Genomic DNA, 25,290 nt, shown 5'->3' on the forward strand with positions numbered 1-25,290 from the left:
TACGGGTACAGCCATCGGTTTGCGCCATCCAGCCTGCTGATTGCCAGATAAGTACAAGCACGTTAACCACTACCGCGCCCAGCCATGCGTCTGCCGCACAGCGGCTGTTCACCCGCGCGACGCGGCGTTCGACCGCTGGGGGTGGCGGGGGCGCGAAACTTGGTCTAATTGGCGCGCGCAGACTGTACCGAGGACACCGATGAACAAGCCATACGAGTCGCCCGGCCCCGTGGAGCGCGACTGGTCCGACGCGATCTCTTCCATCGAAGAGATCATCGACGACGCGCGGAACGGCCGGATGTTCATTCTCGTCGACCACGAGGACCGCGAAAACGAGGGCGATCTAGTGATCCCCGCCCAGATGGCGACGCCGGAAGCGATCAACTTCATGGCCACCCACGGGCGCGGCCTGATCTGTCTGGCCCTGCCCACTGAACGCATCGACGCGCTGGGCCTGCCGCTGATGGCGTCGCAGAACTCGTCGCGCCACGAGACCGCGTTCACCGTGTCGATCGAGGCGCGCGAAGGCGTGACCACCGGCATCTCGGCGCACGACCGGGCGCGCACCGTGTCGGTCGCCATCGATCCGACCAAGGGCGCCGCCGACATCGCGACGCCGGGCCACGTGTTCCCGCTGCGCGCCCGCGAGGGCGGCGTGCTGGTCCGCGCCGGCCATACCGAGGCCGCGGTCGACATCTCGCGCCTTGCCGGGCTGAACCCCTCGGGCGTGATCTGCGAGATCATGAACGAGGACGGCTCGATGGCGCGGCTGCCCGAGCTGATTGCCTTCGCGCAGAAGCACGGGCTGAAGGTCGGCACGATCTCGGACCTGATCGGCTATCGCCATCGCCACGACAACCTTGTGAACGAAAGCGCCGTGAAGCCCGTCACCAGCGAGTTCGGCGGCGAGTGGCTGATGCGTGTCTTTACCGACGAAACGCAGGGCGCCGAGCACATCGTGCTGTCGAAAGGCGATCTGACCACCGACGAGCCGGTTCTGGTGCGGATGCACGCGCTGAACCCGCTGGACGATGCGCTGGGCCTTGGCCCGCACCCGGCGGACGAACTGCGCAACGCAATGCGCGAGATCGCCAATGTCGGGCGCGGTCTGGTGGTGATGCTGCGCGACCCGTCGATGAAGCTGGTCACGGACGGGCAGGTAAGCCCGCAGATCCTGCGCCAGTACGGGCTGGGCGCGCAGATCCTGTCGGCGCTGGGCCTGACGCGTCTGGTGCTGCTTACGAACTCCCCGCTGCCGAAGGTGGTGGGTCTGGAAGGTTACGGGCTGTCCATCGAGGGCACCCGCGCGATACCGGAGAGCTGACATGGCCGGAACCGAAACCCACTATGAACTGCCGCTGCCGTCCTTCGACGAGCCGGTGAAGATGCTGATCGTCGTCGCGCCTTACTACAAGGACATCGCCGACGAGCAGATCGCGGGCGCCAGGGCCATCGCCGCCGAGGCGGGCGCCGAGGTCGAGCTGGTCGAGGTTCCCGGCGCGCTGGAGATCCCCAGCGCAATCGCCACCGCGCACCGGTTGTCGAATTTCGATGCCTATGTCGCGCTGGGCTGCGTGATCCGGGGCGAGACGACGCATTACGACACCGTCTGCAACGACAGTTCGCGCGGGCTGACGCTGTTGGGGCTGCAGGGCTGCTGCATCGGCAACGGCATCCTGACCGTCGAGAACCGCGAGCAGGCCGTCGTGCGGGCCGAGGCCGCGGGCCAGAACAAGGGCGGCGGCGCGGCGGCCGCGGCGCTGCACCTGCTGGCGCTGCAACGGCGCTGGGGCAAGCCGAAGGGCGGCTTCGGGTTCAAGCCCCTGGGCGAAGACACGCTGCTGGCCGGCGACGCGGAAGGACCGGCGACGGCATGACCCAGGCTCCCGACAAGAAACAGATGCGGTCCGCCTCGCGGCTTTACGCGGTGCAGGCGCTGTTCCAGATGGAAGCTTCCGGCCAGACGGTCGAGGCGGTGCGGTCCGAATTCGAGGATTTCCGCTTTGGCGCCGAAGTGGACGGCGACGAGATGGTCGAGGGCGACGTCGACCACTTCCGCAAGGTTCTGGACGACGCGGTGAACTATCAGGCGAAGATCGACCAGATGACCAACCGGGCGCTGGTGGCCAAGTGGCCGATCGCCCGCATCGACCCGACGCTGCGCGCCCTGTTCCGCGCGGCGGGGGCTGAACTGGTTCAGTCCGACACGCCGCCGAAAGTGGTGATCGTGGAATATGTCGACGTCGCCAAAGCCTTCTTCCCGGAAGGGAAAGAGTCGCGTTTCGTCAACGCGGTGCTGGATCACATGGCGCGCGAGGCGAAGCCGGAAGCCTTCTAGGGCTTTCACTATCCTGCCATTCTGCGGCGCGTTGGTGCATATGACGCCGCCAGAATCGCACTTATCCGATAATCGAGCCCAAATGCTTTACTGTGCCCGGATTGCCTGACTTGGCGGCATTCCGGGGCGCAGGGCATTGCGACGTCGTGACTTGGATACAAATCTGAAGGACAGTCGGAAACCATAAAGGGGCGCCGGCCTCGGTGCCCCGCTGACACGACTTGATGGGAGCATTGCAATGACCGACCCGATGAACGATCCGGGCCAACAGCCCGGTAAACCGCCCGAAGAACTTCTGGAAGCGATCCGCGCGCACAAGGGGTGGTTCACCTTCCTTGGCGTGGTGCTGCTGATCGCCGGCATCATCGCCATCATGTTTCCGCTGTTCGCCAGCATCGCCGCGAAGGTCATGGTCGGGTGGATCATGCTGATCGCGGGTGCAATCAACCTTTGGGCCGCGTTCCAGACCCGCACGTGGGGCTCGACCATCTGGAACGCGCTGATCGCGATCCTGTCGCTTGCCGTCGGTGTCTATCTTGCCTTCTTCCCGCTGACCGGCCTGATCGCGCTGACGCTGCTTCTGGGTCTGACCTTCGCCGCGCAGGGCGTGTTCGAGATCATGATCGGCCTGCAAAACCGCGACTCGAAGGGCTGGGGCTTTCTTGCGCTGTCCGGTGCGCTGTCGCTGGTGCTGGGGATCATGCTGATGTTCGGCCTGCCGGGCACCGCAGCCTGGGCGCTGGGTCTGATGCTGGGCATCCACTTCGTCAGCTCGGGTATCTCGCTGCTGATGCTGGCCCGCTCGGTCTGATCGCGACCGAACCGGCGGCAGGTCCGCCGGTTCAGCCCGTCTCTTCGACCGGCGTGACCATCCCGTAGTCTTCCAGTTCCTCGCGCAGCAGGATGTAGATCTCTTGCGGCGGCGTCACCAATGCGTGCTGCATCAGCGCCGGGTCGATGCCCATTTCCAGCAGGTAGCCAAGCACCTCGCCCTGACCGCGCTGGATGTCCTCGACGGCCAAAAACGCGGGCAGCACGGTGCTTTCGTCGAAATAGTGCTGGTGCACGCCGACCTGCGCGCTGTCGGCGGCGCGCCGTTCGACACCCGCCGCCAGCAGATAGGGGCAGGCGGACAGGCAGATGCCTTCCTCGCCGATCTCGGTGTCAAAGCCCGCCTCGCGGATCGCGCGGCCCATGTCCAGCGCGTCGGTCACCGAGCCGCCGGGACTGTTCAGTCGGATCGTTTCCGGCGAAAGGCTTGTGGTTTCAAGGAAATCCGTAAACCGCGCGGCGTCGCCGACCTCGATCGCGCCGGTCAGTTCCAGCACGCTGGGATCGTCCGGCGCCTCGGTGAACTGAAGCCGGTTCGGCATGTCGCTGGTGTCCGGCATGTCAGTGCCCGGAGACGGGCGGCGCAGCGGCAGGCGGTCGGGCTGGAACCGGCGGGTCTGGTCGCCGGGGCGGATCGGTTCGTCCATGCCCGGACTGCGCGGCGTGTAGCCAAGCTGCGGCAGGGTGCGCGCGATGTCCTGCGCGAACAGCACCACGCCGATGGCGATCTGGAATGCCAGCAGCGCGCGGATCGCGCGGGCTGTCGTCAGGCGGCCCGTCCGCTTCATTCGTCGCCCGCGGCCTTGAACCGTTGCACCTTGGGGTCGGGGGCCTCTGCGGGCGTTTCTTCGGGCTGGGCCTTCGGCGTGGGTTCTGCCCGGCTGGTGCGGTCCAGAGCCAGCTCGACCTCGCGCACCGCGCCAAGGGCGGCGCGGAATTCGGCCAGCGTCAGCGTGTCTTCCACCCCGGCGCGGCCACGGCCCTGCCGGATCGCGGCCTGCGTCACCATCAGGATGAACACCAGCACGGCGGGCAGCAGGTCGATCGAGATCGCACCGGCCCACGATGGAATGAAGTTCCCGGCATACAGGATCACCGCGTCGGCGGTGGAGACGGGGGTATAGGTGATGTCTGCGGGGGCGGGCAGGGCCAGCACCGCCTCGGCGGCCAGTTTCAGCGTTTCGGCCCGCTGCGACAGGACGTTCAGCACCGATGCGATGGTGGTGGACTGCTCGTCGCGGATTTCCTCGACCTCGGGCAGCACGACCGAGGCGGCAAGGTCGTCGGCGGATCGCACGACCAGCGGCGCGACGGACAGTTGGCGCAGCGTCGTGATCACGCCCGCAAGGCGCACGGCTTCCTCGGAGAACGAGACCGAGCGCTGCTCGACCGGGCCGGGCTCGACCGTCAGGGCGCGCATCCGGCTGAGGATGGCGTTGCCCTCGGCGAAGGCCTGCTCGACCAGCGGTCCCTGCGCCTGGATCTGCTGTTCAAGTGCGGCCAGTTCCTCTGATTTCTGGCGCAGCACGCGAAACACCGCGCCGCGTCCGGCAAGGCCGGAAAGCTGGCCCGAGGCTTCCTGCTCGGACAGGTCCTGAAAGCTTTGGCGCACCCGCGCCACGTCGCGTTCCAGCGCCTGCGCCGAGATGGCGACGGAATGCGCGCGTTCCAGCGAGGTCTGGTATTGCTGCACCGTGTTGGCGAGGTGCTGTTCCACCGCCGCCGCGCCCGCCAGCGCCGCCGCGTTCAGCCACGAGGACATCGCGACTATGGCGCAACAGCCAAGGCCCATGGAGACGAACAGGCCAGTGCGGGCGGCGGCGGTGCGCACCGCGGGCAGCAGCCGCATCATGTAGGACCAGAACACGAAGATCCCGACCGAGACCGCGACGGAATAGGACATCGCCGCGAAGAACGACAACGCGCCGCTGTCATCCAACAGCGATGAGACGCCGAGATAGGTGTAGATCCCCGACGCCACCGCCAGCACCGCAAGCGCGGCAGAGGTGAAGCTGTCGAGCCAGCTCAGGTGGCCTTCGAGTTCCTGCGCGTATCGCAGGCCGTGCGCCTCGGACGGGCTGAGCGGCTTGGGGTCGGTCATTGCGGGTTCTCCCTGTCGAGCCGTTATAAAAGGCGATCGGCGCGTTTTGCACCAGTCACGCTTGCGTGGGCGCGGCAAATCGAACCCTCGCGGCGATCGTATCTTGACGGAACGGTAACAAAGCTCAGGTTAGACATAACAGATACGGGAGAGTTTCATGCCCCAGCTCGTTCGGTTCTACATCCGTCATACCCTGATCGGCTTTGCCATCGCCGCCGCTTTCGTGGCGGGGCTGCTGTGGTTCAACGTGGCGAACCTCTGGCATCTTGTGTCCCACTCGGACGTGGGCGTGCTGGCGGTGTTCTTGCTGTTCATGTTCCACGGCATCGTTTTCTCGGGCGTGCAGTTCGGCATCTCGATCATGCGGCTGGCCGAGAAGGACGATCGTTCGGGCGGCACCCGCGCACCGCAGCACGCCGACGTGCTGGTGCCGGTACGCACCGAAGACCCGCGCCAGCGCCGCTGATCCGCTCGGTACGGCGGGGAAGGCCCTTGCGCCGCAAGCGTGCAGGGCGCCTTGCGCCGCCGTGACGTGATCCGGAACGGCAGCGCTTTGATGCGAGACGCGGTGCCGGATGACAAAGGCACCGTTCCTCATTCCCTGACGTGAAAGGGTGCGCCATGGCGATGACCCGGCTGATCCTGTACACCAAGCACCTTGACCGGATGGTCGCCTTCTACACCGCGCATTTCGGCTATTTCGTCCACTCACACCCGGACGCCGACGACCGCATGACCGAGCTTCGGCCAGACGGTGACGGGGTCATCCTGCTGCTGCATCCCGCCGGAAAGGCGCAAAAGCAGGGGCAGGTGCAGGTGAAACTGGTGTTCGATGTCGAGGATGTGGACGCGGCGCGGAACAGTCTGATCGCGGCCGGGGTCGACGTGGGGCCGGTGCACCGGGCCGACGGCTATGGGTTCGCGAACATGAAGGACCCCTCGGGCAATGCCGTCCAGATTTCGGGCCGCGCGGCCTGGGACCGGGGCATGACGGATGCGGGGTAGAGGCGGGACCACCACAAACGTGGAGTTTTCTATTCCCGAGGACCTGTATATACAGGTGGGCGCCAGGTGCCAAAACCACGGTCTTGGTAGAGCCAGCTCCCTCGGAATTGCTTAAGGCCACCGGAATATTTCTCGGCACAGGAAGGGCAGTGCCCGCCAAGCCCCGACATAGGCCTGCACGCGGCACCCGGCAAGGGGCTCGTTCGCTTTCCGGGGCGACAAGCTGTTTTCACCTTTAACGATCACGGCAGGAAACAGGCGCGCAACGGGTGCCTTGTCCGAAAGCCTTGCGTTTTGTTCACGTAATGTTCATGATTGCGACATGCCCGACACCATGCCCGACGACCTTGTCCCTCCGCAGAAGATGCCCGGCCAGCTGCTGGCACGGGGTGTGTGCCGACATTTGCTGAGCCACAATTTCGTGACGGTGGAAGAACTTACTCCGACACCGGGCCTTCGGGTCGACGTCATGGCGCTGGGTCCGAAGGGCGAGGTCTGGATCGTCGAGTGCAAGTCCAGCCGCGCCGACTTTCAATCGGACCACAAGTGGCAGGGCTATCTGGAATGGTGCGACCGGTTCTTCTGGGCGGTCGACGCGGATTTCCCGACCGACCTGCTGCCGGACGGGACCGGGCTGATCATCGCCGATGCCTACGACGCCGAGATCCTGCGCATGGCGCCGGAAGACAAGCTTCCCGGCGCGCGGCGCAAGGTGATGTTGCAGAAGTTCGCCCGGCACGCGGCGCTGCGCTGGCACGCGGCGCGCGATCCGGATCTGAACATGACGGCGTGGTAGCCGGTTACTTCCGCTTCTTGTTGGCGGTGCGGGCGCGGGCGGCAGCGGCGCGGATCTCTTCCGCGATTTCCTCGGCCTCTTCCGGGTCGAAATCCATCGGGATCTCGATCCCGTTGCCCTCGACATAAATCCGCACCATGCCCTCCGAAGTCGGGCCGATCTGCAGATTGGCCTCGATGTCGCTTTCGCTGTTGATGCTCATGTCTGTGTTTCCTCGCGTGGATGGACGCGGCGGTACCGCAAGGCGCGGCGCGTCGCAAGGGTTCTTGACGGACGGGCGCGGACTGCGTCCGATGCGCGGGGAGGATGCGATGACGGAAACCGAACTGCGACCCGCGACGCCGGATGACGCCGACTGGATCGTAAAAATGCATGGCGCGCTTTACGCCCGCGACGAGGGATTCGACGATAGCTTTCCCGCCCTTGTCGCCGAGATCGTCGCGGCCTTCTTCGCGGATCACGACGAAACCTGCGAACGCGGCTGGGTCGCGTGGCGCGAAGGCCAGCGGCTGGGCTGCATCTTCTGCGTCAGACAGGACGACCGCACCGCGAAGCTGCGCCTGTTCCTGCTGCTTCCCGAGGCGCGGGGGCTGGGGCTGGGCCGCCGCCTGCTGGCCGAATGCATGGGATTCGCTCAGACGAAGGGCTATGCGGGCATGCAACTGTGGACCCACGAAAGCCACCGCGCGGCCTGTGCGCTGTACGCCCGCACCGGCTGGCGGCTGTTGTCGTCGGTCAAGGCCCACAGTTTCGGGATGGACGTGACAGAGCAGCACTGGGCATACGAATTCTAGGCCAGAAGGCTCTTGCATTTATGCGCTCATGGCGATACTTCGCCCGCCAGTGCCGCCTTAGCTCAGTTGGTTAGAGCGCTGGATTGTGGATCCAGAGGTCCCCTGTTCAAGCCAGGGAGGCGGTACCATCTTTCCCGACAGTTGACCTTGGCCCGCGGATGCGGCCCTGTGCGCCCGGACTGTTCCGGAGACGGGTTTGGATACGCTTTTCTACATCGCCGCGAAGATCGCCTGGTTCCTGATACGGCCGGATTCGGTGATCTTGCTGCTGCTGGTGCTTGGCCTGTGGCTGCTGGCGCGCGGGCGGCAGCGGTGGGGGATGCGGCTTGCGGGGGCAGGGGCCGGGCTTTTGGTGCTGCTGGCGCTTTTGCCGCTGGGCGGGTTGCTGCTGCGACCGCTGGAGGCAGCCTATCCGCCGGACCCCAGTGTAACAGAGGTTGCGGGGATCATCGTGCTGGGCGGGGCGGAAGTCGACGACGTCTCGGCCCACTGGGGCCAGCCCAACGTGAACGAGGCGGGCGACAGGTTTCTGGCCGGCATCGCGCTGGCGGACCGGTTTCCCGACGCGATCGTGGCCTTCGCGGGCGGCAGCGCCTATCTGGCCGGCCCGGTGGTCGAGGCGGATCTGGCCGGAGCGATCTTTACCTCGGCCGGGGTGGACCCTTCGCGGCTGCGGCTTGAGGGGCGGTCCCGCAACACCGCCGAGAATGCAGTCAATGCGCTGGGCGTGCTGGGAGCCGAGGCGCAGGGCACTTGGCTTCTGGTGACCAGCGCCTACCACATGCCCCGCGCGGTCGAGACCTTCTGCGCCGCCGGATGGACCGGGCTGGTGCCGTGGCCGGTGGATCACCGCACCAGAGGTGCGGGCCGGGCGCTGGGCTGGAACCTGGCGGAGAACCTGCGCGACCTGAACACCGGCGTGAAGGAGTGGATCGGCCGGATCGGCTATCGTGTCACGGGACGCGGCGTTTCACCCGACACCGCGCCGGGGTGTCTGGCTCAGCCTTGAAGCACGTCGTAGAGGGTCGGCTCGCCCCGCCACCACGCGATCAGGCGGTGCGCCATGGTGCGTTCGGCGGTGCCGAAGCATGAATTCAAGACGAAGCGGACTGGATCGATTTCAGTCATGTCACTATCCCCGGGCCCTTTGTTTTATGGGCGCTTTAGGTGATTCCTGTTGGGGTTTTGTGACGCTGGCGGGAAAAACCCGCAGGGGAGGCGCCGACCGTTGCGCCGGCGCCCCACGGCCTAGCGGCGCGGCATGCCGGGCTGCGGCATCATCCGCCGCTGGGCGGCCACGCGGAAGGGCGCGTTGGGCGCGCCGTAGCCCTTGTAGCCGTGCTTGCGCTGGATGATCTCGAAGAAGATCCCGTCGCCGAAACTGCGCGAGTAGATCTGGAAGAACGCGCCCTCGGCATCCTCGTCGTAAAGGATGTTGTGCGCCTGAAGGCTGGCCACGAAATCCGCGTCCAGCCCCAGCCGCGCGGCGAGGTCGTCGTAATAGTTCTCGGGCATCGGAAGTGCGGCGAAGCCGGTGCGTTCCAAAGCCTCGGCGGTGGCGAAGATGTCGTCGGTCGCGAAGGCCACGTGCTGCACCGACGAGCCGAAGCTGTCGGCGATGAAACGGCCCGCGAAGGTGCGGTGCGTCTCGGCGCCGTTCAGGGTGACGCGCAGCGCGCCGTCCGGCGACTCGATGGCCTGCGACCGGACCAGCCCGCCGGGGTCCACCACGTCCACCGTCGCCTGCTTCTTGGTGTCGAACAGAGAGGTGTAGAACAGCGACCACGTCAGCATTTCTTCATAGTTCATGGTCTGCGCGATGTGGTCGATGCGCAGAAGGCCCGCGTCGTGCAGCGGTTCTTCGACCGGCTCAAACTCGGTCTTCCAGACACCGGCAAGGTCGCTGGTCTGGTCGATGAAATGCAAAAGGCCACTGCCGACGCCCCGGATCGCGGGTATGTCCATTTCGCCCGGTCCGACCGGCTGCCGGAACGGCGTCGCGCCAAGCGCGGTGGCGCGTTCCACCGTCGCGGCGGCGCTGTCGACGGCCAGACCCACGTCGCAGACGTTCAGCCCGTGGGCGATGTGCGAGGTGTGGGCGAAGCCCTCGGGTTCGGTGTTCAGCACGATGCGGATCTCGCCCTGCTGCCACAGTTCGACCTGCTTGGCGATGTGGCGTCCCGCCAGCCGGAAGCCCAGCGAGCGCAACAGCTTGCGCAGGCCCTCGGCCTCTGTCTCGTTCGCGGCGAACTCGACGAAGGCGACGCCCTCGGGGGTGATGCGCGGCGGGATGTCGGGAACGTCGATGGCGATGCCGGGCTCGGCGCGCTTCACCTGATCCATCAGCCACACAAGCGAGCGGTGCCCGTCCAGCGCGATGGCGCGCGGAGAGCCGCCGCGGAACTGGTCGTTGAACACCTCAAGGCTGATCGGTCCGTCATAGCCCGTAGCGGCGACGGCCCGCATGAAGGCGGTCACGTCCAGATCGCCCTCGCCGGGCATGTTGCGAAAGTGGCGGGACCAGTACAGCAGGTCCATCTCGATCAACGGGGCATCGGCAAGCTGCACGAAGAAGATCTTGTCGCCGGGGATGCGGCGGATCGATTCCGGATCCAGCTTGCGGCCCAGCGTGTGGAAGCTGTCCACGATCAGGCCGATGTTCGGATGGTCGGCGCGGCGCACCACCTCCCACGCGTCGCGGTGATCCCAGACGTGCTTGCCCCACGCCAGCGCCTCGTAGCCCACGCGCAGCCCGCGCGCGGCGGCGCGGGTGCCAAGCTCGGCAAAGTCGGCGGCCATCCGGTCGATGCCGCCAAGCGACTTGGGGTGGACCGAGGAACAGACCAGAACGAGGTCGGTGCCCAGCTCCTGCATCAGGTCGAACTTGCGCTCCATCCGGTCGAAGGCGCGGGTGCGTTCGGGCTCGGGAAGGCCCTCGAAGTCGCGGAACGGCTGGAACAGCGAAATCTCCAGCCCGTGGTCGCGCACCATGGCGCCCACGTCTTCCGGCGAGGCGTCGAAGGTGATGAAATCCTGCTCGAAGATCTCGATTCCATCGAAGCCTGCGGCGGCGATGGCCGCCAGTTTTTCCCGCAGGTCACCGGCAATGCACACGGTCGCGATCGAGGTCTTCATGGTGGCAATCCCTTGTTGCGGAAGTCGTTTCGGCGACGAGGTCCTTTCGCCTGTGTACCGAAGCGCGCCGGTCCGTACCAGCGGGAAGGCGCGTCAGGGGGCGTGGAGGCGCGTCGGGCGGGCGACAGATCGTGTTTTCGGGCGGCCCGGCGCTTGACGGCGCCTGCACGGTAATCGCAGCATCGCCCGGCGATGAAACGGGAGGCATATCGGCAATGACGGGGCGCGCAGCATGGCGATGACGGGGACGGCGATGGTCCCGTCGCGGGCGCGCGCCTAGGCCATGTGGGTGCGCCGGTTGCCCACGTTGACCCCGAAGGCGTTCGGCACGCGCGCGCGGGCCTTGTTCCCCGGGATCATGGTGTCGGCGCTGGTCGCGCTGGCGGCGCAGTTCGTGGCGGAACACTATGGCGCCCCCGCGATGCTTATGGCGCTGCTGTTCGGTATCGCGCTGAATTTCCTTGGCGATCCGGGGCCGACGTCGTCCGGCATCAACTTCACCGCGCGGTCGGTGCTGCGACTGGGTGTGGCCGTGCTGGGCGCGCGGGTCAGCGCCGAGATGCTGATGTCGCTGGGGTGGGGCATGATCGCGCTGTTGGTGGCGGGCATCGTGCTGACCATCGGCTTCGGTCTGCTGCTGGCGCGGATCACCGGCCAAAGCGCCCGGTTCGCGGTGCTGACGGGCGGCGCGGTGGCGATCTGCGGCGCGTCGGCGGCGATGGCGCTGGCCGCCGTGCTGCCCCGGTCGGACCGGTCAGAGCGCGACCTGCTGTTCACCGTGCTGGGTGTCACCGTGCTGTCGACGCTGGCGATGGTTCTGTACCCGATCCTGACGCGTGCGCTGGGCTTTGACGACCAGACCGCTGGGGCCTTCATCGGCGCGACGGTGCATGATGTGGCGCAGGTGGTGGGGGCGGGGTTCTCGATCTCGGAAGAGGCGGGCGAGACTTCGACGCTGGTGAAGCTGATCCGCGTGTCCTTTCTTGCGCCGGTGGTCATGGTGATCACCCTGATCTTCTCGCGCCAGTCGTCAGAGGCCGAGGGGCGGCGGCCGCCGCTGGTACCGGGGTTCGTGCTGGGCTTCCTTGTGTTGGCGGGGCTGAACTCGATTGGCCTGATCCCCGAGGCGGTGGGGGCGGTGCTGGCGCGGCTGTCGTCCTGGGCGTTGCTGGCGGCCATCGCGGCGGTCGGGATGAAGACCGACCTACGCAACATCCTGAAGGTGGGCGGCGGCGCGATCACCCTGATCGTCGCCGAGACGCTGTTCCTTGCGGGGCTTGCGCTGTGGGGGATCGTCGGGCTGGGGCTGTACCCCTGACCGGGCCACAACGGGGGCGATGCATTGCATCCGTGATATGACGAGGCTTGCATCCACGTTATTGACATACAGTATGTCACGTGATTGATCGACCGTGCAATGTACGGACGGGCCATGGACACCAACACCCACGATCTTGTCGTTGTCGGCGCTGGCGCGGCGGGGATGGCGGCGGCGGCGACCGCTGCGCTTGAGGGGCTGAGCGTCCTGCTGATCGAGGCGTCACCCCATGTCGGCGGCACCAGCGCCCTGTCGGCGGGCAGCGCCTGGGTGCCGAACTCGATCCTGTCGCGCGACGACGACCCGGACGCGGCGCGGCGCTATCTCGACAGCGTGGTGGGCAACCAGTCGCGGGCCGAGATGCGCGACGCCTTCCTGACGCGCGGCCCCGAGATGATCGCGCGCTTGCAGGGGGCGGGGGCGCTGGATCTTGCACCGTACCCGTACCATCCCGACTATCTCACCGATATGCCCGGCGCCGTGACCAGTGGCCGGGCGCTGGGCGCGCGGGCTTTCGACGGGCGGCGTCTTGGCAAATCGCTGGCGCTGCTGCGCCCGCCGCTGCCAGAGTTCACTATTTTCGGCGGCATGATGGTTGACCGGGTGGATATCACCCACCTGCTGAACGCGACGAAATCCGCGAAAAGCTCTGCCCACGCGGCGAAGTTGCTCTTGCGGCATGGGGTGGACCGGCTGGCCGGTCCGCGTGGGCGTCGGCTGGTCATGGGCAACGCGCTGGCGGGGCGGTTGCTGGCCTTCCTGCTGGAGCATGGCGTAACGATCCGCACCGGAACAACCGTCGAGCGGATCGAGGTCGAGGATGGCCGGGCGACCGGTGTCATTGCGGGTGGCGAGCGGATCAATGCGCGGTGCGGCGTGGTGATCAGCACCGGCGGTTTCTCGCATCACGCGCGGCTGCGGGACGAGTTGTACCCGAAGCCCGTGGCGGCGCATTCCGCCGTGCCTGCGTCGAACGCGGGTGGCGGGGTCGACCTGCTGCTGGCGGCGGGGGGGCGGCTGGAGATCGGCTATGACAACGCGGCCTTCTGGGCGCCCGCCTCGGTGCGGACGCGCGCCGACGGGTCCAAGGCGGTGTTCCCGCATTTCGTCCTCGACCGCGCCAAGCCCGGCGTGATCGCGGTGAACGCGGAAGGCCGCCGCTTTGTCGACGAGTCCACCTCGTACCACCGCTTCGTCGGCGGCATGTACAACGCGGGCGCGATCCCCTGTCATCTTGTCTGCAACGCGGACTTCATCCGCCGCTATGGGCTGGGCGTGATCCGTCCGCTGACCCGGAACCTGAAGCCGTGGGTGGCCGAGGGCTATATCGCGGAAGGCGCCACCGTCGCGGATCTGGCCAAAGCCATCGGGGCCGATCCCGATGCGCTGGCCGACAGCTTCGCCCGCAACGACCGTTATGCCGCCGAGGGGAAGGACCCCGACTTCGGTCGCGGCACCACCGCCTATGCCCGCAACCTTGGCGACCCGGCGCATGGGCCGAACCCCTGCCTCGGCCCGATGGGCGAGGGGCCGTATTACGCGCTGAAGATCCACCCCGCCGACATCGGCACCGCCATGGGCGTCGTGACCGACACGCAGGCGCGGGTGCTGAACGCGGCGGGTGCGCCCACCGAGGGGCTATATGCCGCCGGGAACGACATGGCCTCGGTCATGGGCGGCGCCTATCCCGGCCCCGGCATCACCATCGGCCCCGCGCTGACATTCGGATATGTCGCGGCACGTCATGCCGCCACTCGGAAGGAGACCTAAGACATGACCTTGCCCGGCAACGCCTTTCTGGCCATGTGGCACGATATCGAACCCTCGGCGCAGACCGAGTACATGGAATGGCACACGCGCGAGCACATGCCCGAGCGGCTGTCGGTTCCGGGGTTCCTTGTCGGCAAGCGGCTGATCGACCACGCGCTTGAGAAATACCGCTATGGCACTGTCTACACAGCGGAAAACCTCGATGTGTTCCGCTCGCCCGCCTATCTTGAGCGGCTGAACAACCCGACCGAGTGGTCCGGGAAGGTGCAGCCCTCGTTTCGCAACTTCCTGCGGGTGGCCTGCGAGCGTCTGGCCTCTGCCGGCACCGGCGACGGCGGCGCGATGGCGACGATCCGGCTGACGCTGGCAGAGGGGCAGGACGATGTGCTGACGGCCGGGGCGAACGGGCTGTGCAAGGCTTTGCTGAACGTCACCGGCGCCGCCTGTGTCCACGTGGGTGCCGCCCGGAACGAGGTGTCCGACATCCGCACCCGCGAGACCGATATGCGGCCCGGCATGGCCGAACAGGGCTTCGACGTGGTGGTTCTGATCGAGGGCAGCGGCAAGCCCGAGCTTGAAGCCTCGGTCGCGGCCTTCGAGAAGGTGATCGCCGACAGCGGGCTGGGCCTGAGCGACCCGCAGACCATCGTCTACAACCTCGCCTACGAGCTATCGTCGGCGGATATGGCGGCCGTCGCATAAGGGGCTGGCACCGCAATGTCCCGGCCCCGCGCGTTCGCGTGCAGGGCCGGGTGTTCCGTCACCGGGCGGCGTCGAACGCCGCCATTGCGCGGCGAGAGTCGTCGAGACACAGCTTGGCCCATGCGGCATGGCCCATCTCGGCGATACGGCGGTGGCTGGGGATTTCGACGCTGACAATCAGGTCGGCGGGCAGGGCGTTGATGATGCCTTGAAGGTCCGCGCCGCCTTCGCCGGGCAGCAGGCGTTCTTCGCGGGCGGTGAACAGAAGTTCTTCGGTCGAGGTCGCCGGTTCCGACGGACAATCGCAGATCTGTAGATAGCTCATCCGGTCCGCGGGGATCGCACGCAGGTCGTCCAGCGACGTGTCGGAGCGGGCGACGTGGATGGTGTCGATCAGAACCTCTCCGTTCGGCTGGCCCGCCGCCGCGACGACCCGCGTGGCCGCCGCCGCGCTGTTCAGGGGCGCCCACGGCGTGAACTCGAGATTGACCGACAGGCGATGCGGCCGCGCGGCTTCGCACAGGGCGGCGAACGTGTCCGTCATCCGCGATTCGTCGCCGTCGAGGCCCGCGGCAATCACGGTGCGAGCGCCCAGACGCCCGGCGGTTTCAAGCATCGGCATCCATGCGTCGACCGTGGTCTGCCCGTCGATCCGCGCGATCTCGATGTCGAACACGGGCACGCCGGTCGCAGCGATCAGCCGCTCTGTCTCGCGCAGCATCGCCGGGTCTTCCCACAGCGGAAACGCCTGTCCCCCCGCAAGCGCAGGCATCAGCCGGATACCCACGGAATCATAGCCGGCCTCTGCCGCAAGGGTGATCGTCTCGGGCGGCGACAGCTCGAGGGTGAGGTACGACAGGCAGTAGCTGCGGTTCACGGGGCGTTGATCCTTATCTCTGCCGGCAGAGCGCCGGTCTTGTTTGATCAGTTATTGACATACAGTACCTCAGTTGCCAAGTATCGGCGCAATCTGAAGGCCATTCGGTAGGCGGGGATGCCTGCGAAGGCCGATTGTTCCGATAGAGGGAGGACTAAGATGAACGCTCTGCTTGGCAGAATTTCCATGACCGCCGCGACGGTCGCATTCGGGTTCGGTGTCGGCGCCGCTTCGGCGCAGGAGACCATCACGATGCGGATCGCGCACAACATGCCCGAGGCGCACACCTACGCGCTGTGGCTCGACAAGTTTGAAGAGGTGCTCGAGGCCGAATTTCCCGGCCGTTTCGACATCAAGGTGTTCCCTGCCGCGCAGCTTGGCACCGAGACCGAGTACCTTGAAGCGATGCAACTGGGCACGCTTGACGGCGCCATCATCGGCCGCCACGGCCAGATCGACCCGCGCCTCGACGTGCTGAACCTGCCGATGATCTACCGCGACGATGCGCACGTGGATGCCGTGCTGCACTCGGACAGCGAGGTCGAGCAGACGCTGAACGACATCCTGTACGAACGCGGTTTCAAGCTGCTGGCGTGGGGCGAACTGGGCTTCCGCTACATCACCACGAACGGCACCGAGATCCGGTCCGCCGAGGACCTTCAGGGTCTCGACATCCGGGTGCCGAACGTCCAGCCGTGGCTGACCGCGTTCAAGGCATGGGGCGCCAACCCGACGCCGCTGCCGTTCGAGGAAGTCTACTCGGCCCTGCAGCAGGGCGTCGTCAGCGCGCAAGAGAACCCGCCCGAGAACATCTGGACCTCGAAGTTCCACGAAGTGCAGTCGACCATGAGCCTGACCGGCCACGCCAACATCCCGACCGAGTTCGTGCTGTCGCGCTCGTTCTGGGAAAGCCTGCCGGACGAGGTCAAGGACACCGTGGTCGAGGCCGCTAAGGCCGGCAGCCTGATCCAGGTGGAAGCCGCGCGTCAGGCCAACGCCGATCTGGTGGCCCAGCTTGAAGAGTCGGGCCTGACCATCATCCGCGACATCGACAAGGAATCCTTCCGCGCCGGTGCCGAGGAATCCTATGCGGCGTCCGAAGACACCATCGGCCGCGACCTGATCGACGCCGTTCTGCAGGCAGAATGACGTGGCAGTGATAAACCAAGTCCTGCGCTGGTTTATCGGCATCCTCATCGTCGCGCTGGTCATCAGCGTGGCGATGGGCGTGTTCTGGCGGTACGGCCTGCGCAACTCGCTTTATTGGGCGAACGAGGTCCCCAACGTGATCCTGATCTGGATCGTGTTCATGGGCTCGGTCGTCGCCTTCTACGAAAGACGCCACATCGCGTTCTCGGCGCTGGTCGATGCCTTGCCCGCCACGGTGCAGAGGGTCCTGTCGATCCTCGCCGAACTGGTGGTGCTGGGGTTCCTCGTGGCCCTTGTTTTCTACGGCTACACCATCGTGTCCGGCGCGATGAACAGCCTGTCCGACGCGCTGAAGATCCCGCGCGGCTACTTTTATCTCTGCATGCCAATCTCCGCCGCTTTGATGGCGCTGTGCAGCATCGAGAACCTTGTCCGTCTGCTTCGTGGCACGGGCGCTGGAGCTTCCACATGATCCTGACGGTCTTCGTCGTTTTCTTCGTTCTCCTGATCATCGGCGTGCCCGTCGCCATCGCCATCGGCTCTGCGGCGATGGGGGCCTTCTGGCTGGACGGGACTTTCCCGATGGCGCAGGTCCCGCACAAGATGGTCAACGGGGTCTACTCGTTCCCGCTGGTCGCCGTGCCGCTGTTCATCCTTGCCGGCGCGCTGGCGGGCGAAACCTCGATCGCCGGGCGGCTGGTCCGGCTGGCCACCGCGCTGGTCGGCCACATCCGGGGCGGGCTGGGGCACGTCAACGTCGCCTCGTCGATGTTCTTCGGCGGCGTGTCTGGCTCGGCCGTGGCGGATACCGCCGCCGTCGGCAGCCTGATGATCCCCGCGATGGAGAAACAGGGCTACAGCCGCGAGGACGCGGGCGCGATCACGATCACATCGTCTACCATCGGCGTGCTGATCCCGCCGTCGATCCCGATGGTTCTGTACGGCGTGACCGTCGGCAGTTCGGTCGGTGCGCTGTTCCTGGCCGGGCTGGTGCCGGGTATCCTTGTCGGGCTGTTCCTGATGGTCGCCGTCTACGTGATGGCCAAGCGCAAGGGCTGGCCGCAGGCCGAAAGCCGCGCGCCCGTGACCGAGCTTTGGGACGCTTTCAAGGATGCGATCCTGCCGCTGTTGCTGCCGGTCTTCCTGCTGGGCGCCATCGTCACCGGCCTGACCACCGCCACAGAGGCGGGCGTCATCGGCGTGGTCTACGCGCTGTTCCTTGCGGGCGTCGTCTACCGCGAGTTCACCTTCCGCCAGCTTGGCACCATCGTGGTCGAGGCGGCGGTCAACACCGCGATCCCGCTGTTCGTGGTCTCGACCACCTCGGTCGTGGCGTGGGTCGTCGCGATCGAGCAGTTTCCGGCCTCGCTGGTCGACTTTTTCAACGGCCTCGATGTCGCGCCGTGGATGATCCTGATCCTGATCAACCTGTTTCTCGTGGTCATCGGGATGTTCGTCGATCTCGTTCCGGCGCTGATCCTGTTCGCTCCGATCCTGCTGCCGGTCGCGGTGGCGCAGGGGGTCGACCCGATCCAGTTCGGCGCGATCATGGTGGTGAACCTTGGTGTCGGGCTGGTGACGCCGCCGGTGGGCAATTGCCTGTACGTGGGCGCGGCGGTGGCCAAGGTGCCGGTCGGGCGGCTGGTCCGGGCGTCGCTGCCGTTCCTGCTGCTGAACTTCCTGACCCTTCTGCTGGTGACCTTCGTACCGCAGATCAGCCTGTTCCTGCCGTCGCTGTTCTACTGAGCGCCGCGATCATGAAAGCCATCGTCTACAGGGGCACGTCCCGGATGGAGTGGAGCGACGTCCCCGCGCCGATACCCGGCGCGGGCGAGGTCCTTCTGAAGGTCGAGGCCTGCGGCATCTGCGGGTCCGACATGCACGGCTATCATGGACACGACCCGCGCCGCGTGCCACCCATGATCATGGGCCACGAGGCGGCGGGCGTGGTGCAGGGCGGCGCGCTGGACGGGCGCCGCGTGGCGCTGAACCCGTTCCTGAACTGCGGCCGCTGCACCGAATGCCTGTCGGGCGCGCCGCAACTGTGCAACGCGCAGAAGAACATCGGCCTGCCGCCGCACGCGGGGTCTTTCGCAGAGTACGTCGTCGTGCCCGAGCGCAACGTCGAGCCGATCCCCGACGACATGCCCTTCGACGTCGCCGCCCTGTCCGAACCGCTGGCGGTCTCGGTGCATGCGGTGGCGCTGGGGGTGCGGGCTTTGGCCCGTCCGCTGTCGACCGCGCGGCTGGTCGTCATGGGCGGCGGCGCGATCGGCCTGACCACCGCGCTGGTGCTGATCACCGAGGGCGCGGGCGAAGTGGTGGTGGTGGAAACCAACGCCGCCCGCCGCGCCACGGCCGAAGCCGCGTCGGACCGCATCCGCGCCGTGGCACCCGAAGACGCGCCCGAGGCGGGAAGCTGCGACATGATCTTCGACGCCGTGGGGGCAGGGGCCACGCGCGCGCTGGCCTTCGCTTTGGCGCGCAGGGGCGGCGTCATCGTCCACAGCGGGCTGTTGCCGGGCAGCGAGGGCGTGGATGTCCGCGCGCTTACCTTGCGCGAACTGTCCTTCCTCGGCGCATACTGCTATTCCGTGGCGGACTTCCGGCAGGCCGTGGCCTTGCTGGCGGCCGGCGCGCTGGGTCCGCTTACTTGGGTGGAACGGCGTGCGATGGCCGACGGCAGCCGCGCTTTTGCCGATATCGACGGTGGCACCGTCGCCGCCGCCAAGATCGTTCTGACCGCCTGAAGGAGTGACCCCATGATTTACAAGACCGCGAAGGGCATCACCATGCCCGCGCTTGGCCTCGGCACGTTCGAGTTGACCGGCCCCGAGGGCGTCGCCGCGATCCGCAGCGCCATCGAGCACGGCTATCGCCACATCGACACCGCCGTCCGCTATGGCAACGAGGCCGAGGTAGGGCAGGCGATCCGCGAGGCGGGCGTTCCACGCGAAGACCTGTTCGTGACCACCAAGGTCTGGTTCGACAGCCTTGCCCCGGATCAGGTCCGGCAAAGTATGGCCAACAGCCTTGACCGGTTGCAGATGGACTATGTCGATCTGTTCCTTGTCCACTGGCCGGGCCGCGAGGTTCCGATGTGCGACACGCTTGCCGCCTTCACCGAGGCGCGCGACACGGGCCGGACCCGCAGCATCGGCGTCAGCAACTTCACCGTTCCGCTGCTGGCCGAGGCGATCGACACCTGCGGCGCGGAACTGGTGAACAACCAGATCGAGTATCACCCTTTGCTGGCCCAGAAGAAGCTGCTGGCCTCGGCCCGCGCGCGCGACATGATCGTCACCGCCTACCAGCCCATCGCGCGCGGCGCGGTGTTCAAGGAACCCGAGATCGTGAAGATCGGCGAGACGCATGGGAAGTCGGCGGCGCAGGTGGCGCTGCGCTGGCTGGTGCAACAGGACAACGTCGCCGCCATCCCGCGCTCGTCGCGGATCGAGAACATCAAGGCGAACTTCGACATCTTCGATTTCGAGTTGAGCGAGGCCGAGATGGCGACGATTTCCGGCCTCGACCGGCAAGAGCGCAAAAGCGATTTCGAGTGGGCGCCGGAGTGGGACGCGGCCTGATCCGGCTGCGTCCGCGCGTGGTGCGGCGTCAGTAGGTGCCGCGCCCGCCCGAGGCGTCATAGGCGACGCCGGTGGTGAACGAGTTCTCGGGGCTGGCGACGAAAGCGACCAGCGCCGCCAATTCGTCGACCTGAAGCAACCGGCCCATCGGGATCTTTGCCTTGCTGGCGGCGATGTGCTCGGGCGTCATCTGTTGCAGCAGTTCCGTCTCGACCATCACCGGGGCCACGGCATTCACAAGGATGCCGGTCTGGATCAGCTCTTTCGCCAGCGACTTGGTCAGCCCGATCACGCCCGCCTTGGCCGCCGCATAGGCGGCGATGCCCGGGACGCCTTCCTTGCCCGCGATGGAAGCGACGTTGACGATGCGCCCGTAGCCCTGCGCCTTCATCTGAGGGATGGCGGCGCGGCAGCACAGGAACACGGCGGTCAGGTCGATGTCGATCACCCGCTTCCAGTCGGCGAGGTCATAGTGCTCGACATCCGCCACCGGGCCGCTGATGCCCGCGTTGTTCACGAAGACATCCAGCCGCCCGAAGCGGTCCAGCACGTCCTTCATCGCCGCCTCGATCGAAGCGGGGTCGGCCACGTCAACAGTCATGCTGGCCGCCGGGGCGTGGGGGCCTTCGGTCGACGCCTCGGCAAGATCCCAGACCACGACCTTCGCGCCTTCCTGCGCAAGCCGTTGGCAGATGCCGCGACCGATGCCGCGCGCGCCGCCGGTGACGATGGCGACCTGATCCTCGAACCTGTTCATGTCCGCTCCTTGTAGAATGCGATTGTGTCGGCCAGCCCGTCTTCCAGCGGCCGTGGCGTCCAGCCGGGGAACAGCTGCGCCAGCTGCGGTTCCGACTTGGGCCCGTCAATGGGCATGGGCGGGCCGTCCACGGTTATCCGCGCGCCCGGTGCGATCCGGTTGATCGTGTCCGCGACCGTGTCGGTGGTGGTCTCGTTGCCCAACAGCGTGACGACGTTTGCGCCCTGCGGCGGTGCCTCGATGGTGGTCAGGAAGATGCGGGCGATGTCGTCGGCGTGGATCATGTCGATCCCGCCCGAGAAGGGGATGGTGTAGGCCTCGCCCCGCGCTGCCGCCGCGCAGGCAAGGCTTGGTCCAGCCGACAGACCGCCATCGCGGCCGGGGCCGTAGACGACATAGGGCCGGAACCCGGTCGAGGTGATGCCGTCCTCGGCGAAGAAGGCGCGCGCGCTGTGCTCGGCGCCCAGCTTGAACGCGCCGTACAGCGTGGTGGGGCAGGGCTCGGCACCGCCGTCGGGGCCGAAGACGCCCATGCTGGACATATAGGCCACGTTCGGGATGCCGTGGGCGCGCGCGGCGAGGAAGACGTTCAGCGTGCCGATCAGGTTCACGTTCGCCCCAAGGATCGGGTTCGCGCGGCAGGCGGGGGTCAGAATACCCGCAAGATGCACCAGCGCGTCGCAGTCCTTCGCCGCCGTCTCGACATCGCCGGTGGCGACGATGTCGCCCGTGTGCCAGTCGATGCCGTCCGCCAGATCCGCCCCGGCGATTTCAGCCAGCTTGGCGCGGTTCTCTTGCATGTCGAACACGACCGGGTCGTGCCCGGCCTCTGCCAGTCTTCGGATGATCCATGCGCCGATGAACCCGCCGCCTCCGGTTACCAGGACCCTCATGGTTCCTCCTTGCCCAACCTGTCGATGACGTATCTACTGAGGTACTGTATGTCAATTAACCGATGTGCTGGACGTACCTGATACTTCAGATACACTTCGCGCGATGATCGGACGGTGAAGGGCGGCTGGGTACATGGCGCTGAAAGCGAACAAGAATATCAATCCCATGAAGAAGAGCCCGATCAACCGGCCTCAGTCTCTGGCGGCGACGGTGGCAGAGCGGCTGAAGGAAGCGATCCTGCGCCGCGAGATTGCCTTGGGTGAACCGCTCTCGGAAGAGAAAATCGCCGTGGCGATGGATGTCAGCCGGACGCCGGTGCGCGAGGCGCTGACGCTTTTGCAGATGCAGGGTCTGATCAACATTCTGCCGCGCCGGGGCAGCATCGTGTTCAAGCCCGATGCCGAGGAACTGCATGCGCTGGTCGACTACCGCCTGCACCTTGAACTGATGGTGGGGCGGCTTGCGATGGAACGCGCGCCCGATGCGACCCATGCGGGGCTTCGGGTGGCCATCGCGATGATGGACGCCGCGCGGGTCGCCGACGACTCGCTGGCCTATGCCGAGGCGGACACCAAGTTTCACAACACCTTCTTCGAGAACGCGGGCAACCCGTTCTTCGTCGAGGCGTTCGACATCGCTTCGGGCCGTCTTGCCGCCCTGCGGGCGCATTTGTCGGCCCAACTCAGCCTGCACCGGCACACGACCTATGCCGAGCACGTGGCGATCGCCGACGCCATCGCGGCGCGCGACGCCGCCGAACTGGAACGGCTGCTGAAGATCCACATCGGCGCGATGGAGCCGAACTATTCCAACGCCCTCGCGGCGCTGGACGAGGGCGCCTGACGGCACCACGGATGGCAGCCAAGACCTTCACCGACGAACACCACGGCGAAACCACGGGCGAGCGCACGCTGCGCCGGATCCGCTTCGACATCATGCAAGGCACGCTTGTTCCCGGCCAGAAGCTGCGGCTGGACCGGCTGCGCGAGACCTATGACACCAGCGTCACCACCCTGCGCGAGATCCTGAACCGGCTGGTGGTCGAGGGGTTCGTGATCGCCGAGGGCCAGCGCGGGTTCGAGGTCAGCCCGGTGTCGATGGCGGACCTGCACGACATCTCGGAATTGCGCCTGCTGCTGGAACGCCACGCGCTGCGCCGGTCCATCGCGGCGGGCGATCTGGAGTGGGAGGCGCGGGTGGTGTCGGCCTATCACAAGCTGCACTCGGTCGAGACGCGGCTGATGGCGGGCGAGGAGGTGCCGGTGTCGGCTTGGGTCCAGTACGACTGGGACTTCCACCACGCGACGATCTCGGCCTGCGATTCACCGGCGCTGATGGCGAGCCACTCGAACGCCTTCGACCGGTACATGCGCTATCACCTGCTGGCGCTGTCGTTCCGTGGCCCGGACGTGGCGCGCCAGCACGAGACGTTGCGCGATCTTGTGATGGCGCGGGACGTGGCGGGGGCCGAGGTGCTGCTGACCGACCACATCACCGTCGGGCGCGAGCATGTCGCGCAGTCTGGCCGTTTCGACGGGTAGGGCCGCATCAGGCGGCGGCGCGTTCCTCGCGGATCATCTCGATCAGGATGCGAACGGCGTGGGGGTAGCCCCGCGCGCCAAGCCCGGCCAGCACCGCCGTCGCCACACCCGAGACCAGCGAGTCGTGATACATCGGCTCGCGCTTGTGAATGTTCGAGATGTGGAACTCGATCAGCGGTTTTCCAAACATCTTCAACGCGTCCATGATCGCCATTGAGTAGAATGTGAAAGCGGCGGGATTGATGATCATGCCTGACCCGTTGTCCGTCGCCTCGTGAATCCAGTCGATCATCGTGTCTTCGGAATTCGTCTGGCGGAACTCCAGCGGCATCGGTCCGGCGGCGGCGCGGCACAGCGCTTCGACCTCGGCCAGCGTGGTGCTGCCGTAGATTTCGGGCTCGCGCACGCCAAGGCGGTTCAGGTTGGGGCCGTTCAGGACGTAGATCGGCTGTGGCATCTGGTTGTTTTCCTTTTTGGCCCCGAACGGGCGCGGCAGTCTTCGACGGCCGGGGCGCAAGTGCCGCGCCCCGGTGCAGGGTCATCGGACCCCGAAGGGAAGGGTGTCAGAGACCGTTGATCCGGTCCAGCATCCCCTCGGGCCAGTCCGCCGACAGGTCCGAGTCGAGGTATTTCTGCTGGGCGAAGGTCCGGAAGGCGACGAGGTCGGGTTCGTAGATCTTCAGGCCCTCACCCTCGAAGAACGCCGCAAGCTCGCCTTCGCGGGCAAGGTGCTGGTCGGTGCTCCACGCGATTGCCTCGTCGGCGGCGGACTGGAACGCGGCGCGCTGGTCGTCGGTCATCTCGCTCCAGACCCGCTGCGAAATCACCAGCAGGTCATAGGCCACAAGATGCGAGGTCAGGACGATCTGGTCCGTCACCTCGTAGAACTTCATGTTCTCGACGTTCGGGAAGGGGTTGTCCTGCCCGTCGATCGCGCCGGACTGAAGACCGGTGTAGACCTCGGCATAGGCCATCGGCGTCGGGTTGGCGCCAAGCGCCTCGCCAAGGAACTGCCACGCGTCGCCGCCGGGCATGCGCAGCTTGATCCCGGCCATGTCCTCGGGCGTCATGATCTCCTTGTCGCCGCGCAGGTTGACCTGCCGGGTGCCGAAGTAGGTGGGCCCGAGGATGTGGATGCCCAGCTGTTCTTCGGCCATCGCGATCATCTCGGCGCCGGGTTCGCTGGCGAAGAAGGTCTTCAGGTGGTCGGCGTCGCGGAACAGGTAGGCGGCAGTCAGGATCGAGAACGCGGGGATCTGCTTGGCGATGTCCTGCGGCGCGATGTTGCCCATGTCGAGGTTGCCGCGCTGGATCGCGACCAGTTCGGTGCCCTGCGCGAACAGCGTGCCACCGTAGTAGAGTTGCAGATCGTACAGGTCGGCGACCGAGGTCTTCAGCTTCTCCATCATCTCGGCGCGGATGTCGTTCTGCGAGAAGACGGCCGAGAAGGTCAGCTCTGGCGCGTCCTGCGCCGCCGCGGTCAGCGGGGTCAGGGCGACGGATGCGGCGAAGGCGCCAAGCGCGAGCCGGCGGGTGAGATTGATCATTGGTTCCTCCCATTTTGTCCTACGAATTACGAATCGTAGGGTATAATTGATTCCTATGGGAGGATCCTGCGTGACGCAAACCCGGAATCTTGGCCCGTCAGACGGGCATGAAAAAAGGCCGCCGAAAGCGTCGGCGGCCCTTTCTATA

29 protein-coding genes and 1 tRNA gene are annotated in these 25,290 nt (G+C 66.5%); 20 read left to right on the top strand and 10 right to left on the bottom strand.

The genetic code is table 11. From position 1 onward, the window contains the following. The first annotated feature begins 199 nt into the window (after positions 1-199). The 4 genes from ribB (at position 200) to ACP156_RS03070 (ending at position 3,149) form a co-directional block, all read left to right on the top strand. Positions 200-1,324, top strand: coding sequence for a 3,4-dihydroxy-2-butanone-4-phosphate synthase (gene ribB, locus ACP156_RS03055; protein WP_425049815.1), 1,125 nt, complete (start codon positions 200-202; stop codon positions 1,322-1,324). A gap of 1 nt (position 1,325) precedes the next feature. Continuing rightward, entirely contained in the window at positions 1,326-1,877 is a 552-nt protein-coding gene (locus ACP156_RS03060; protein WP_425049816.1) for a 6,7-dimethyl-8-ribityllumazine synthase, read from the top strand. Next, the gene (gene nusB, locus ACP156_RS03065; protein WP_425049818.1) at positions 1,874-2,338 is read left to right on the top strand and encodes a transcription antitermination factor NusB; all 465 of its coding nucleotides are present in this window, start codon (positions 1,874-1,876) and stop codon (positions 2,336-2,338) included. The genes ACP156_RS03060 and nusB overlap by 4 nt, the downstream gene beginning before the upstream one ends. 238 nt (positions 2,339-2,576) lie before the next feature. Then, the gene (locus ACP156_RS03070) at positions 2,577-3,149 is read left to right on the top strand and encodes an HdeD family acid-resistance protein (protein WP_425049819.1); all 573 of its coding nucleotides are present in this window, start codon (positions 2,577-2,579) and stop codon (positions 3,147-3,149) included. A 31-nt stretch (positions 3,150-3,180) separates the two neighbouring features. Here the strand turns inward: ACP156_RS03070 and ACP156_RS03075 are convergent, their stop codons facing one another. Further along, complete coding sequence (locus ACP156_RS03075) at positions 3,181-3,957, bottom strand: hypothetical protein (protein ID WP_425049820.1); 777 nt, start codon at positions 3,955-3,957, stop codon at positions 3,181-3,183. After that, entirely contained in the window at positions 3,954-5,270 is a 1,317-nt protein-coding gene (locus ACP156_RS03080; protein ID WP_425049821.1) for a hypothetical protein, read from the bottom strand. Before ACP156_RS03080 ends, ACP156_RS03075 begins: the two co-directional genes overlap by 4 nt. Before the next feature lie 157 nt (positions 5,271-5,427). Here ACP156_RS03080 and ACP156_RS03085 point away from each other — a divergent pair, with 157 nt between their 5' ends. The 3 genes from ACP156_RS03085 to ACP156_RS03095 all read left to right on the top strand — a co-directional run bounded on the left by ACP156_RS03085 (position 5,428) and on the right by ACP156_RS03095 (position 7,071). Beyond that, positions 5,428-5,736, top strand: a complete 309-nt coding sequence (locus tag ACP156_RS03085; protein ID WP_425049822.1) for a hypothetical protein — start codon at positions 5,428-5,430, stop codon at positions 5,734-5,736. Positions 5,737-5,891: 155 nt separating this feature from the next. Next, positions 5,892-6,275, top strand: a complete 384-nt coding sequence (locus tag ACP156_RS03090) for a VOC family protein (RefSeq protein ID WP_425049823.1) — start codon at positions 5,892-5,894, stop codon at positions 6,273-6,275. A 334-nt stretch (positions 6,276-6,609) separates the two neighbouring features. Further along, positions 6,610-7,071: an MmcB family DNA repair protein gene (locus ACP156_RS03095; RefSeq protein ID WP_425050811.1), complete on the top strand. Its 462-nt coding sequence runs from the start codon at positions 6,610-6,612 to the stop codon at positions 7,069-7,071. A gap of 4 nt (positions 7,072-7,075) precedes the next feature. On the opposite strand, the gene ACP156_RS03100 is transcribed toward ACP156_RS03095, so the two are convergent. Continuing rightward, positions 7,076-7,273 carry a DUF6324 family protein gene (locus tag ACP156_RS03100; RefSeq protein ID WP_425049824.1) on the bottom strand — a complete coding sequence of 66 codons (198 nt, stop codon included), beginning with the start codon at positions 7,271-7,273 and terminating at the stop codon, positions 7,076-7,078. Positions 7,274-7,382: 109 nt separating this feature from the next. On the opposite strand from ACP156_RS03100, the gene ACP156_RS03105 reads away from it, so the two are divergent. From ACP156_RS03105 to ACP156_RS03115, 3 genes are all read left to right on the top strand, one after another. Further along, positions 7,383-7,865, top strand: coding sequence for a GNAT family N-acetyltransferase (locus ACP156_RS03105; protein ID WP_425049825.1), 483 nt, complete (start codon positions 7,383-7,385; stop codon positions 7,863-7,865). A 51-nt stretch (positions 7,866-7,916) separates the two neighbouring features. Next, a tRNA-His gene (locus ACP156_RS03110) sits at positions 7,917-7,993 on the top strand. 68 nt (positions 7,994-8,061) lie between these two features. Further along, entirely contained in the window at positions 8,062-8,874 is an 813-nt protein-coding gene (locus ACP156_RS03115) for a YdcF family protein (protein WP_425049826.1), read from the top strand. Here ACP156_RS03115 and ACP156_RS03120 read toward each other — a convergent pair. Together ACP156_RS03120 and ACP156_RS03125 are read right to left on the bottom strand one after the other, a co-directional pair. Continuing rightward, positions 8,865-8,993, bottom strand: a complete 129-nt coding sequence (locus tag ACP156_RS03120; RefSeq protein ID WP_425049827.1) for a hypothetical protein — start codon at positions 8,991-8,993, stop codon at positions 8,865-8,867. The genes ACP156_RS03115 and ACP156_RS03120 overlap by 10 nt on opposite strands. 120 nt (positions 8,994-9,113) lie before the next feature. After that, positions 9,114-11,000 carry a bifunctional sugar phosphate isomerase/epimerase/4-hydroxyphenylpyruvate dioxygenase family protein gene (locus tag ACP156_RS03125; protein ID WP_425049828.1) on the bottom strand — a complete coding sequence of 629 codons (1,887 nt, stop codon included), beginning with the start codon at positions 10,998-11,000 and terminating at the stop codon, positions 9,114-9,116. Between the two features lie 358 nt (positions 11,001-11,358). On the opposite strand from ACP156_RS03125, the gene ACP156_RS03130 reads away from it, so the two are divergent. The 3 genes from ACP156_RS03130 (at position 11,359) to ACP156_RS03140 (ending at position 14,790) form a co-directional block, all read left to right on the top strand. After that, complete coding sequence (locus tag ACP156_RS03130; RefSeq protein ID WP_425050812.1) at positions 11,359-12,318, top strand: YeiH family protein; 960 nt, start codon at positions 11,359-11,361, stop codon at positions 12,316-12,318. An 84-nt stretch (positions 12,319-12,402) separates the two neighbouring features. Beyond that, positions 12,403-14,088: an FAD-dependent oxidoreductase gene (locus tag ACP156_RS03135; RefSeq protein WP_425049829.1), complete on the top strand. Its 1,686-nt coding sequence runs from the start codon at positions 12,403-12,405 to the stop codon at positions 14,086-14,088. Positions 14,089-14,091: 3 nt separating this feature from the next. Further along, positions 14,092-14,790 carry a hypothetical protein gene (locus ACP156_RS03140; protein WP_425049830.1) on the top strand — a complete coding sequence of 233 codons (699 nt, stop codon included), beginning with the start codon at positions 14,092-14,094 and terminating at the stop codon, positions 14,788-14,790. Positions 14,791-14,848: 58 nt separating this feature from the next. Here ACP156_RS03140 and ACP156_RS03145 read toward each other — a convergent pair whose 3' ends face one another. Next, positions 14,849-15,667: a sugar phosphate isomerase/epimerase family protein gene (locus tag ACP156_RS03145; protein ID WP_425049831.1), complete on the bottom strand. Its 819-nt coding sequence runs from the start codon at positions 15,665-15,667 to the stop codon at positions 14,849-14,851. 186 nt (positions 15,668-15,853) lie between these two features. Here ACP156_RS03145 and ACP156_RS03150 point away from each other — a divergent pair, with 186 nt between their 5' ends. The 5 genes from ACP156_RS03150 to ACP156_RS03170 are packed head-to-tail and all read left to right on the top strand — an operon-like array spanning position 15,854 to position 20,403. After that, positions 15,854-16,816 (top strand): TRAP transporter substrate-binding protein, encoded by a 963-nt coding sequence (locus ACP156_RS03150; RefSeq protein ID WP_425049832.1) that lies wholly within the window; start codon positions 15,854-15,856, stop codon positions 16,814-16,816. Positions 16,817-16,823: 7 nt separating this feature from the next. Further along, positions 16,824-17,288, top strand: coding sequence for a TRAP transporter small permease (locus tag ACP156_RS03155; protein ID WP_425049833.1), 465 nt, complete (start codon positions 16,824-16,826; stop codon positions 17,286-17,288). Next, positions 17,285-18,562, top strand: a complete 1,278-nt coding sequence (locus ACP156_RS03160; protein WP_425049834.1) for a TRAP transporter large permease — start codon at positions 17,285-17,287, stop codon at positions 18,560-18,562. The genes ACP156_RS03155 and ACP156_RS03160 overlap by 4 nt, the downstream gene beginning before the upstream one ends. 11 nt (positions 18,563-18,573) lie before the next feature. After that, positions 18,574-19,566 carry an alcohol dehydrogenase catalytic domain-containing protein gene (locus tag ACP156_RS03165; protein WP_425049835.1) on the top strand — a complete coding sequence of 331 codons (993 nt, stop codon included), beginning with the start codon at positions 18,574-18,576 and terminating at the stop codon, positions 19,564-19,566. Positions 19,567-19,578: 12 nt separating this feature from the next. After that, complete coding sequence (locus ACP156_RS03170) at positions 19,579-20,403, top strand: aldo/keto reductase (protein ID WP_425049836.1); 825 nt, start codon at positions 19,579-19,581, stop codon at positions 20,401-20,403. Positions 20,404-20,431: 28 nt separating this feature from the next. Here the strand turns inward: ACP156_RS03170 and ACP156_RS03175 are convergent, their stop codons facing one another. Both ACP156_RS03175 and ACP156_RS03180 read right to left on the bottom strand, forming a co-directional pair. Then, on the bottom strand, positions 20,432-21,160 hold the full coding sequence (locus tag ACP156_RS03175) for an SDR family NAD(P)-dependent oxidoreductase (protein WP_425049837.1): 729 nt from the start codon (positions 21,158-21,160) through the stop codon (positions 20,432-20,434). Further along, positions 21,157-22,053 carry an NAD-dependent epimerase/dehydratase family protein gene (locus ACP156_RS03180; protein WP_425049838.1) on the bottom strand — a complete coding sequence of 299 codons (897 nt, stop codon included), beginning with the start codon at positions 22,051-22,053 and terminating at the stop codon, positions 21,157-21,159. The genes ACP156_RS03175 and ACP156_RS03180 overlap by 4 nt, the downstream gene beginning before the upstream one ends. Before the next feature lie 166 nt (positions 22,054-22,219). Between ACP156_RS03180 and ACP156_RS03185 the strand changes: the two genes are divergently transcribed. Together ACP156_RS03185 and ACP156_RS03190 are read left to right on the top strand one after the other, a co-directional pair. Further along, positions 22,220-22,897 (top strand): GntR family transcriptional regulator, encoded by a 678-nt coding sequence (locus ACP156_RS03185; RefSeq protein WP_425049839.1) that lies wholly within the window; start codon positions 22,220-22,222, stop codon positions 22,895-22,897. Between the two features lie 11 nt (positions 22,898-22,908). Continuing rightward, positions 22,909-23,595, top strand: a complete 687-nt coding sequence (locus ACP156_RS03190; protein ID WP_425049840.1) for a GntR family transcriptional regulator — start codon at positions 22,909-22,911, stop codon at positions 23,593-23,595. Positions 23,596-23,602: 7 nt separating this feature from the next. Here the strand turns inward: ACP156_RS03190 and ACP156_RS03195 are convergent, their stop codons facing one another. Then, the gene (locus ACP156_RS03195; protein WP_425049841.1) at positions 23,603-24,052 is read right to left on the bottom strand and encodes a type II 3-dehydroquinate dehydratase; all 450 of its coding nucleotides are present in this window, start codon (positions 24,050-24,052) and stop codon (positions 23,603-23,605) included. Positions 24,053-24,158: 106 nt separating this feature from the next. Then, positions 24,159-25,142 carry a sialic acid TRAP transporter substrate-binding protein SiaP gene (locus ACP156_RS03200; protein WP_425049842.1) on the bottom strand — a complete coding sequence of 328 codons (984 nt, stop codon included), beginning with the start codon at positions 25,140-25,142 and terminating at the stop codon, positions 24,159-24,161. Positions 25,143-25,290 lie beyond the last annotated feature (148 nt).

Source organism: Psychromarinibacter sp. S121 (genome assembly GCF_049801035.1).
Taxonomy (GTDB): Bacteria; Pseudomonadota; Alphaproteobacteria; order Rhodobacterales; family Rhodobacteraceae; genus Psychromarinibacter.

Excerpts from the sequence above, each read along its gene's own strand:
- ribB (WP_425049815.1), top strand. The coding sequence starts at position 200 with ATGAACAAGCCATACGAGTCGCCCGGCCCCGTGGAGCGCGACTGGTCC.
- ACP156_RS03060 (WP_425049816.1), top strand. The coding sequence starts at position 1,326 with ATGGCCGGAACCGAAACCCACTATGAACTGCCGCTGCCGTCCTTCGAC.
- nusB (WP_425049818.1), top strand. The coding sequence starts at position 1,874 with ATGACCCAGGCTCCCGACAAGAAACAGATGCGGTCCGCCTCGCGGCTT.
- ACP156_RS03070 (WP_425049819.1), top strand. The coding sequence starts at position 2,577 with ATGACCGACCCGATGAACGATCCGGGCCAACAGCCCGGTAAACCGCCC.
- ACP156_RS03075 (WP_425049820.1), bottom strand. The coding sequence starts at position 3,957 with ATGAAGCGGACGGGCCGCCTGACGACAGCCCGCGCGATCCGCGCGCTG.
- ACP156_RS03080 (WP_425049821.1), bottom strand. The coding sequence starts at position 5,270 with ATGACCGACCCCAAGCCGCTCAGCCCGTCCGAGGCGCACGGCCTGCGA.
- ACP156_RS03085 (WP_425049822.1), top strand. The coding sequence starts at position 5,428 with ATGCCCCAGCTCGTTCGGTTCTACATCCGTCATACCCTGATCGGCTTT.
- ACP156_RS03090 (WP_425049823.1), top strand. The coding sequence starts at position 5,892 with ATGGCGATGACCCGGCTGATCCTGTACACCAAGCACCTTGACCGGATG.
- ACP156_RS03095 (WP_425050811.1), top strand. The coding sequence starts at position 6,610 with ATGCCCGACGACCTTGTCCCTCCGCAGAAGATGCCCGGCCAGCTGCTG.
- ACP156_RS03100 (WP_425049824.1), bottom strand. The coding sequence starts at position 7,273 with ATGAGCATCAACAGCGAAAGCGACATCGAGGCCAATCTGCAGATCGGC.
- ACP156_RS03105 (WP_425049825.1), top strand. The coding sequence starts at position 7,383 with ATGACGGAAACCGAACTGCGACCCGCGACGCCGGATGACGCCGACTGG.
- ACP156_RS03120 (WP_425049827.1), bottom strand. The coding sequence starts at position 8,993 with ATGACTGAAATCGATCCAGTCCGCTTCGTCTTGAATTCATGCTTCGGC.
- ACP156_RS03125 (WP_425049828.1), bottom strand. The coding sequence starts at position 11,000 with ATGAAGACCTCGATCGCGACCGTGTGCATTGCCGGTGACCTGCGGGAA.
- ACP156_RS03130 (WP_425050812.1), top strand. The coding sequence starts at position 11,359 with ATGGTGTCGGCGCTGGTCGCGCTGGCGGCGCAGTTCGTGGCGGAACAC.
- ACP156_RS03140 (WP_425049830.1), top strand. The coding sequence starts at position 14,092 with ATGACCTTGCCCGGCAACGCCTTTCTGGCCATGTGGCACGATATCGAA.
- ACP156_RS03150 (WP_425049832.1), top strand. The coding sequence starts at position 15,854 with ATGACCGCCGCGACGGTCGCATTCGGGTTCGGTGTCGGCGCCGCTTCG.
- ACP156_RS03160 (WP_425049834.1), top strand. The coding sequence starts at position 17,285 with ATGATCCTGACGGTCTTCGTCGTTTTCTTCGTTCTCCTGATCATCGGC.
- ACP156_RS03165 (WP_425049835.1), top strand. The coding sequence starts at position 18,574 with ATGAAAGCCATCGTCTACAGGGGCACGTCCCGGATGGAGTGGAGCGAC.
- ACP156_RS03170 (WP_425049836.1), top strand. The coding sequence starts at position 19,579 with ATGATTTACAAGACCGCGAAGGGCATCACCATGCCCGCGCTTGGCCTC.
- ACP156_RS03175 (WP_425049837.1), bottom strand. The coding sequence starts at position 21,160 with ATGAACAGGTTCGAGGATCAGGTCGCCATCGTCACCGGCGGCGCGCGC.
- ACP156_RS03180 (WP_425049838.1), bottom strand. The coding sequence starts at position 22,053 with ATGAGGGTCCTGGTAACCGGAGGCGGCGGGTTCATCGGCGCATGGATC.
- ACP156_RS03185 (WP_425049839.1), top strand. The coding sequence starts at position 22,220 with ATGAAGAAGAGCCCGATCAACCGGCCTCAGTCTCTGGCGGCGACGGTG.
- ACP156_RS03190 (WP_425049840.1), top strand. The coding sequence starts at position 22,909 with ATGGCAGCCAAGACCTTCACCGACGAACACCACGGCGAAACCACGGGC.
- ACP156_RS03195 (WP_425049841.1), bottom strand. The coding sequence starts at position 24,052 with ATGCCACAGCCGATCTACGTCCTGAACGGCCCCAACCTGAACCGCCTT.
- ACP156_RS03200 (WP_425049842.1), bottom strand. The coding sequence starts at position 25,142 with ATGATCAATCTCACCCGCCGGCTCGCGCTTGGCGCCTTCGCCGCATCC.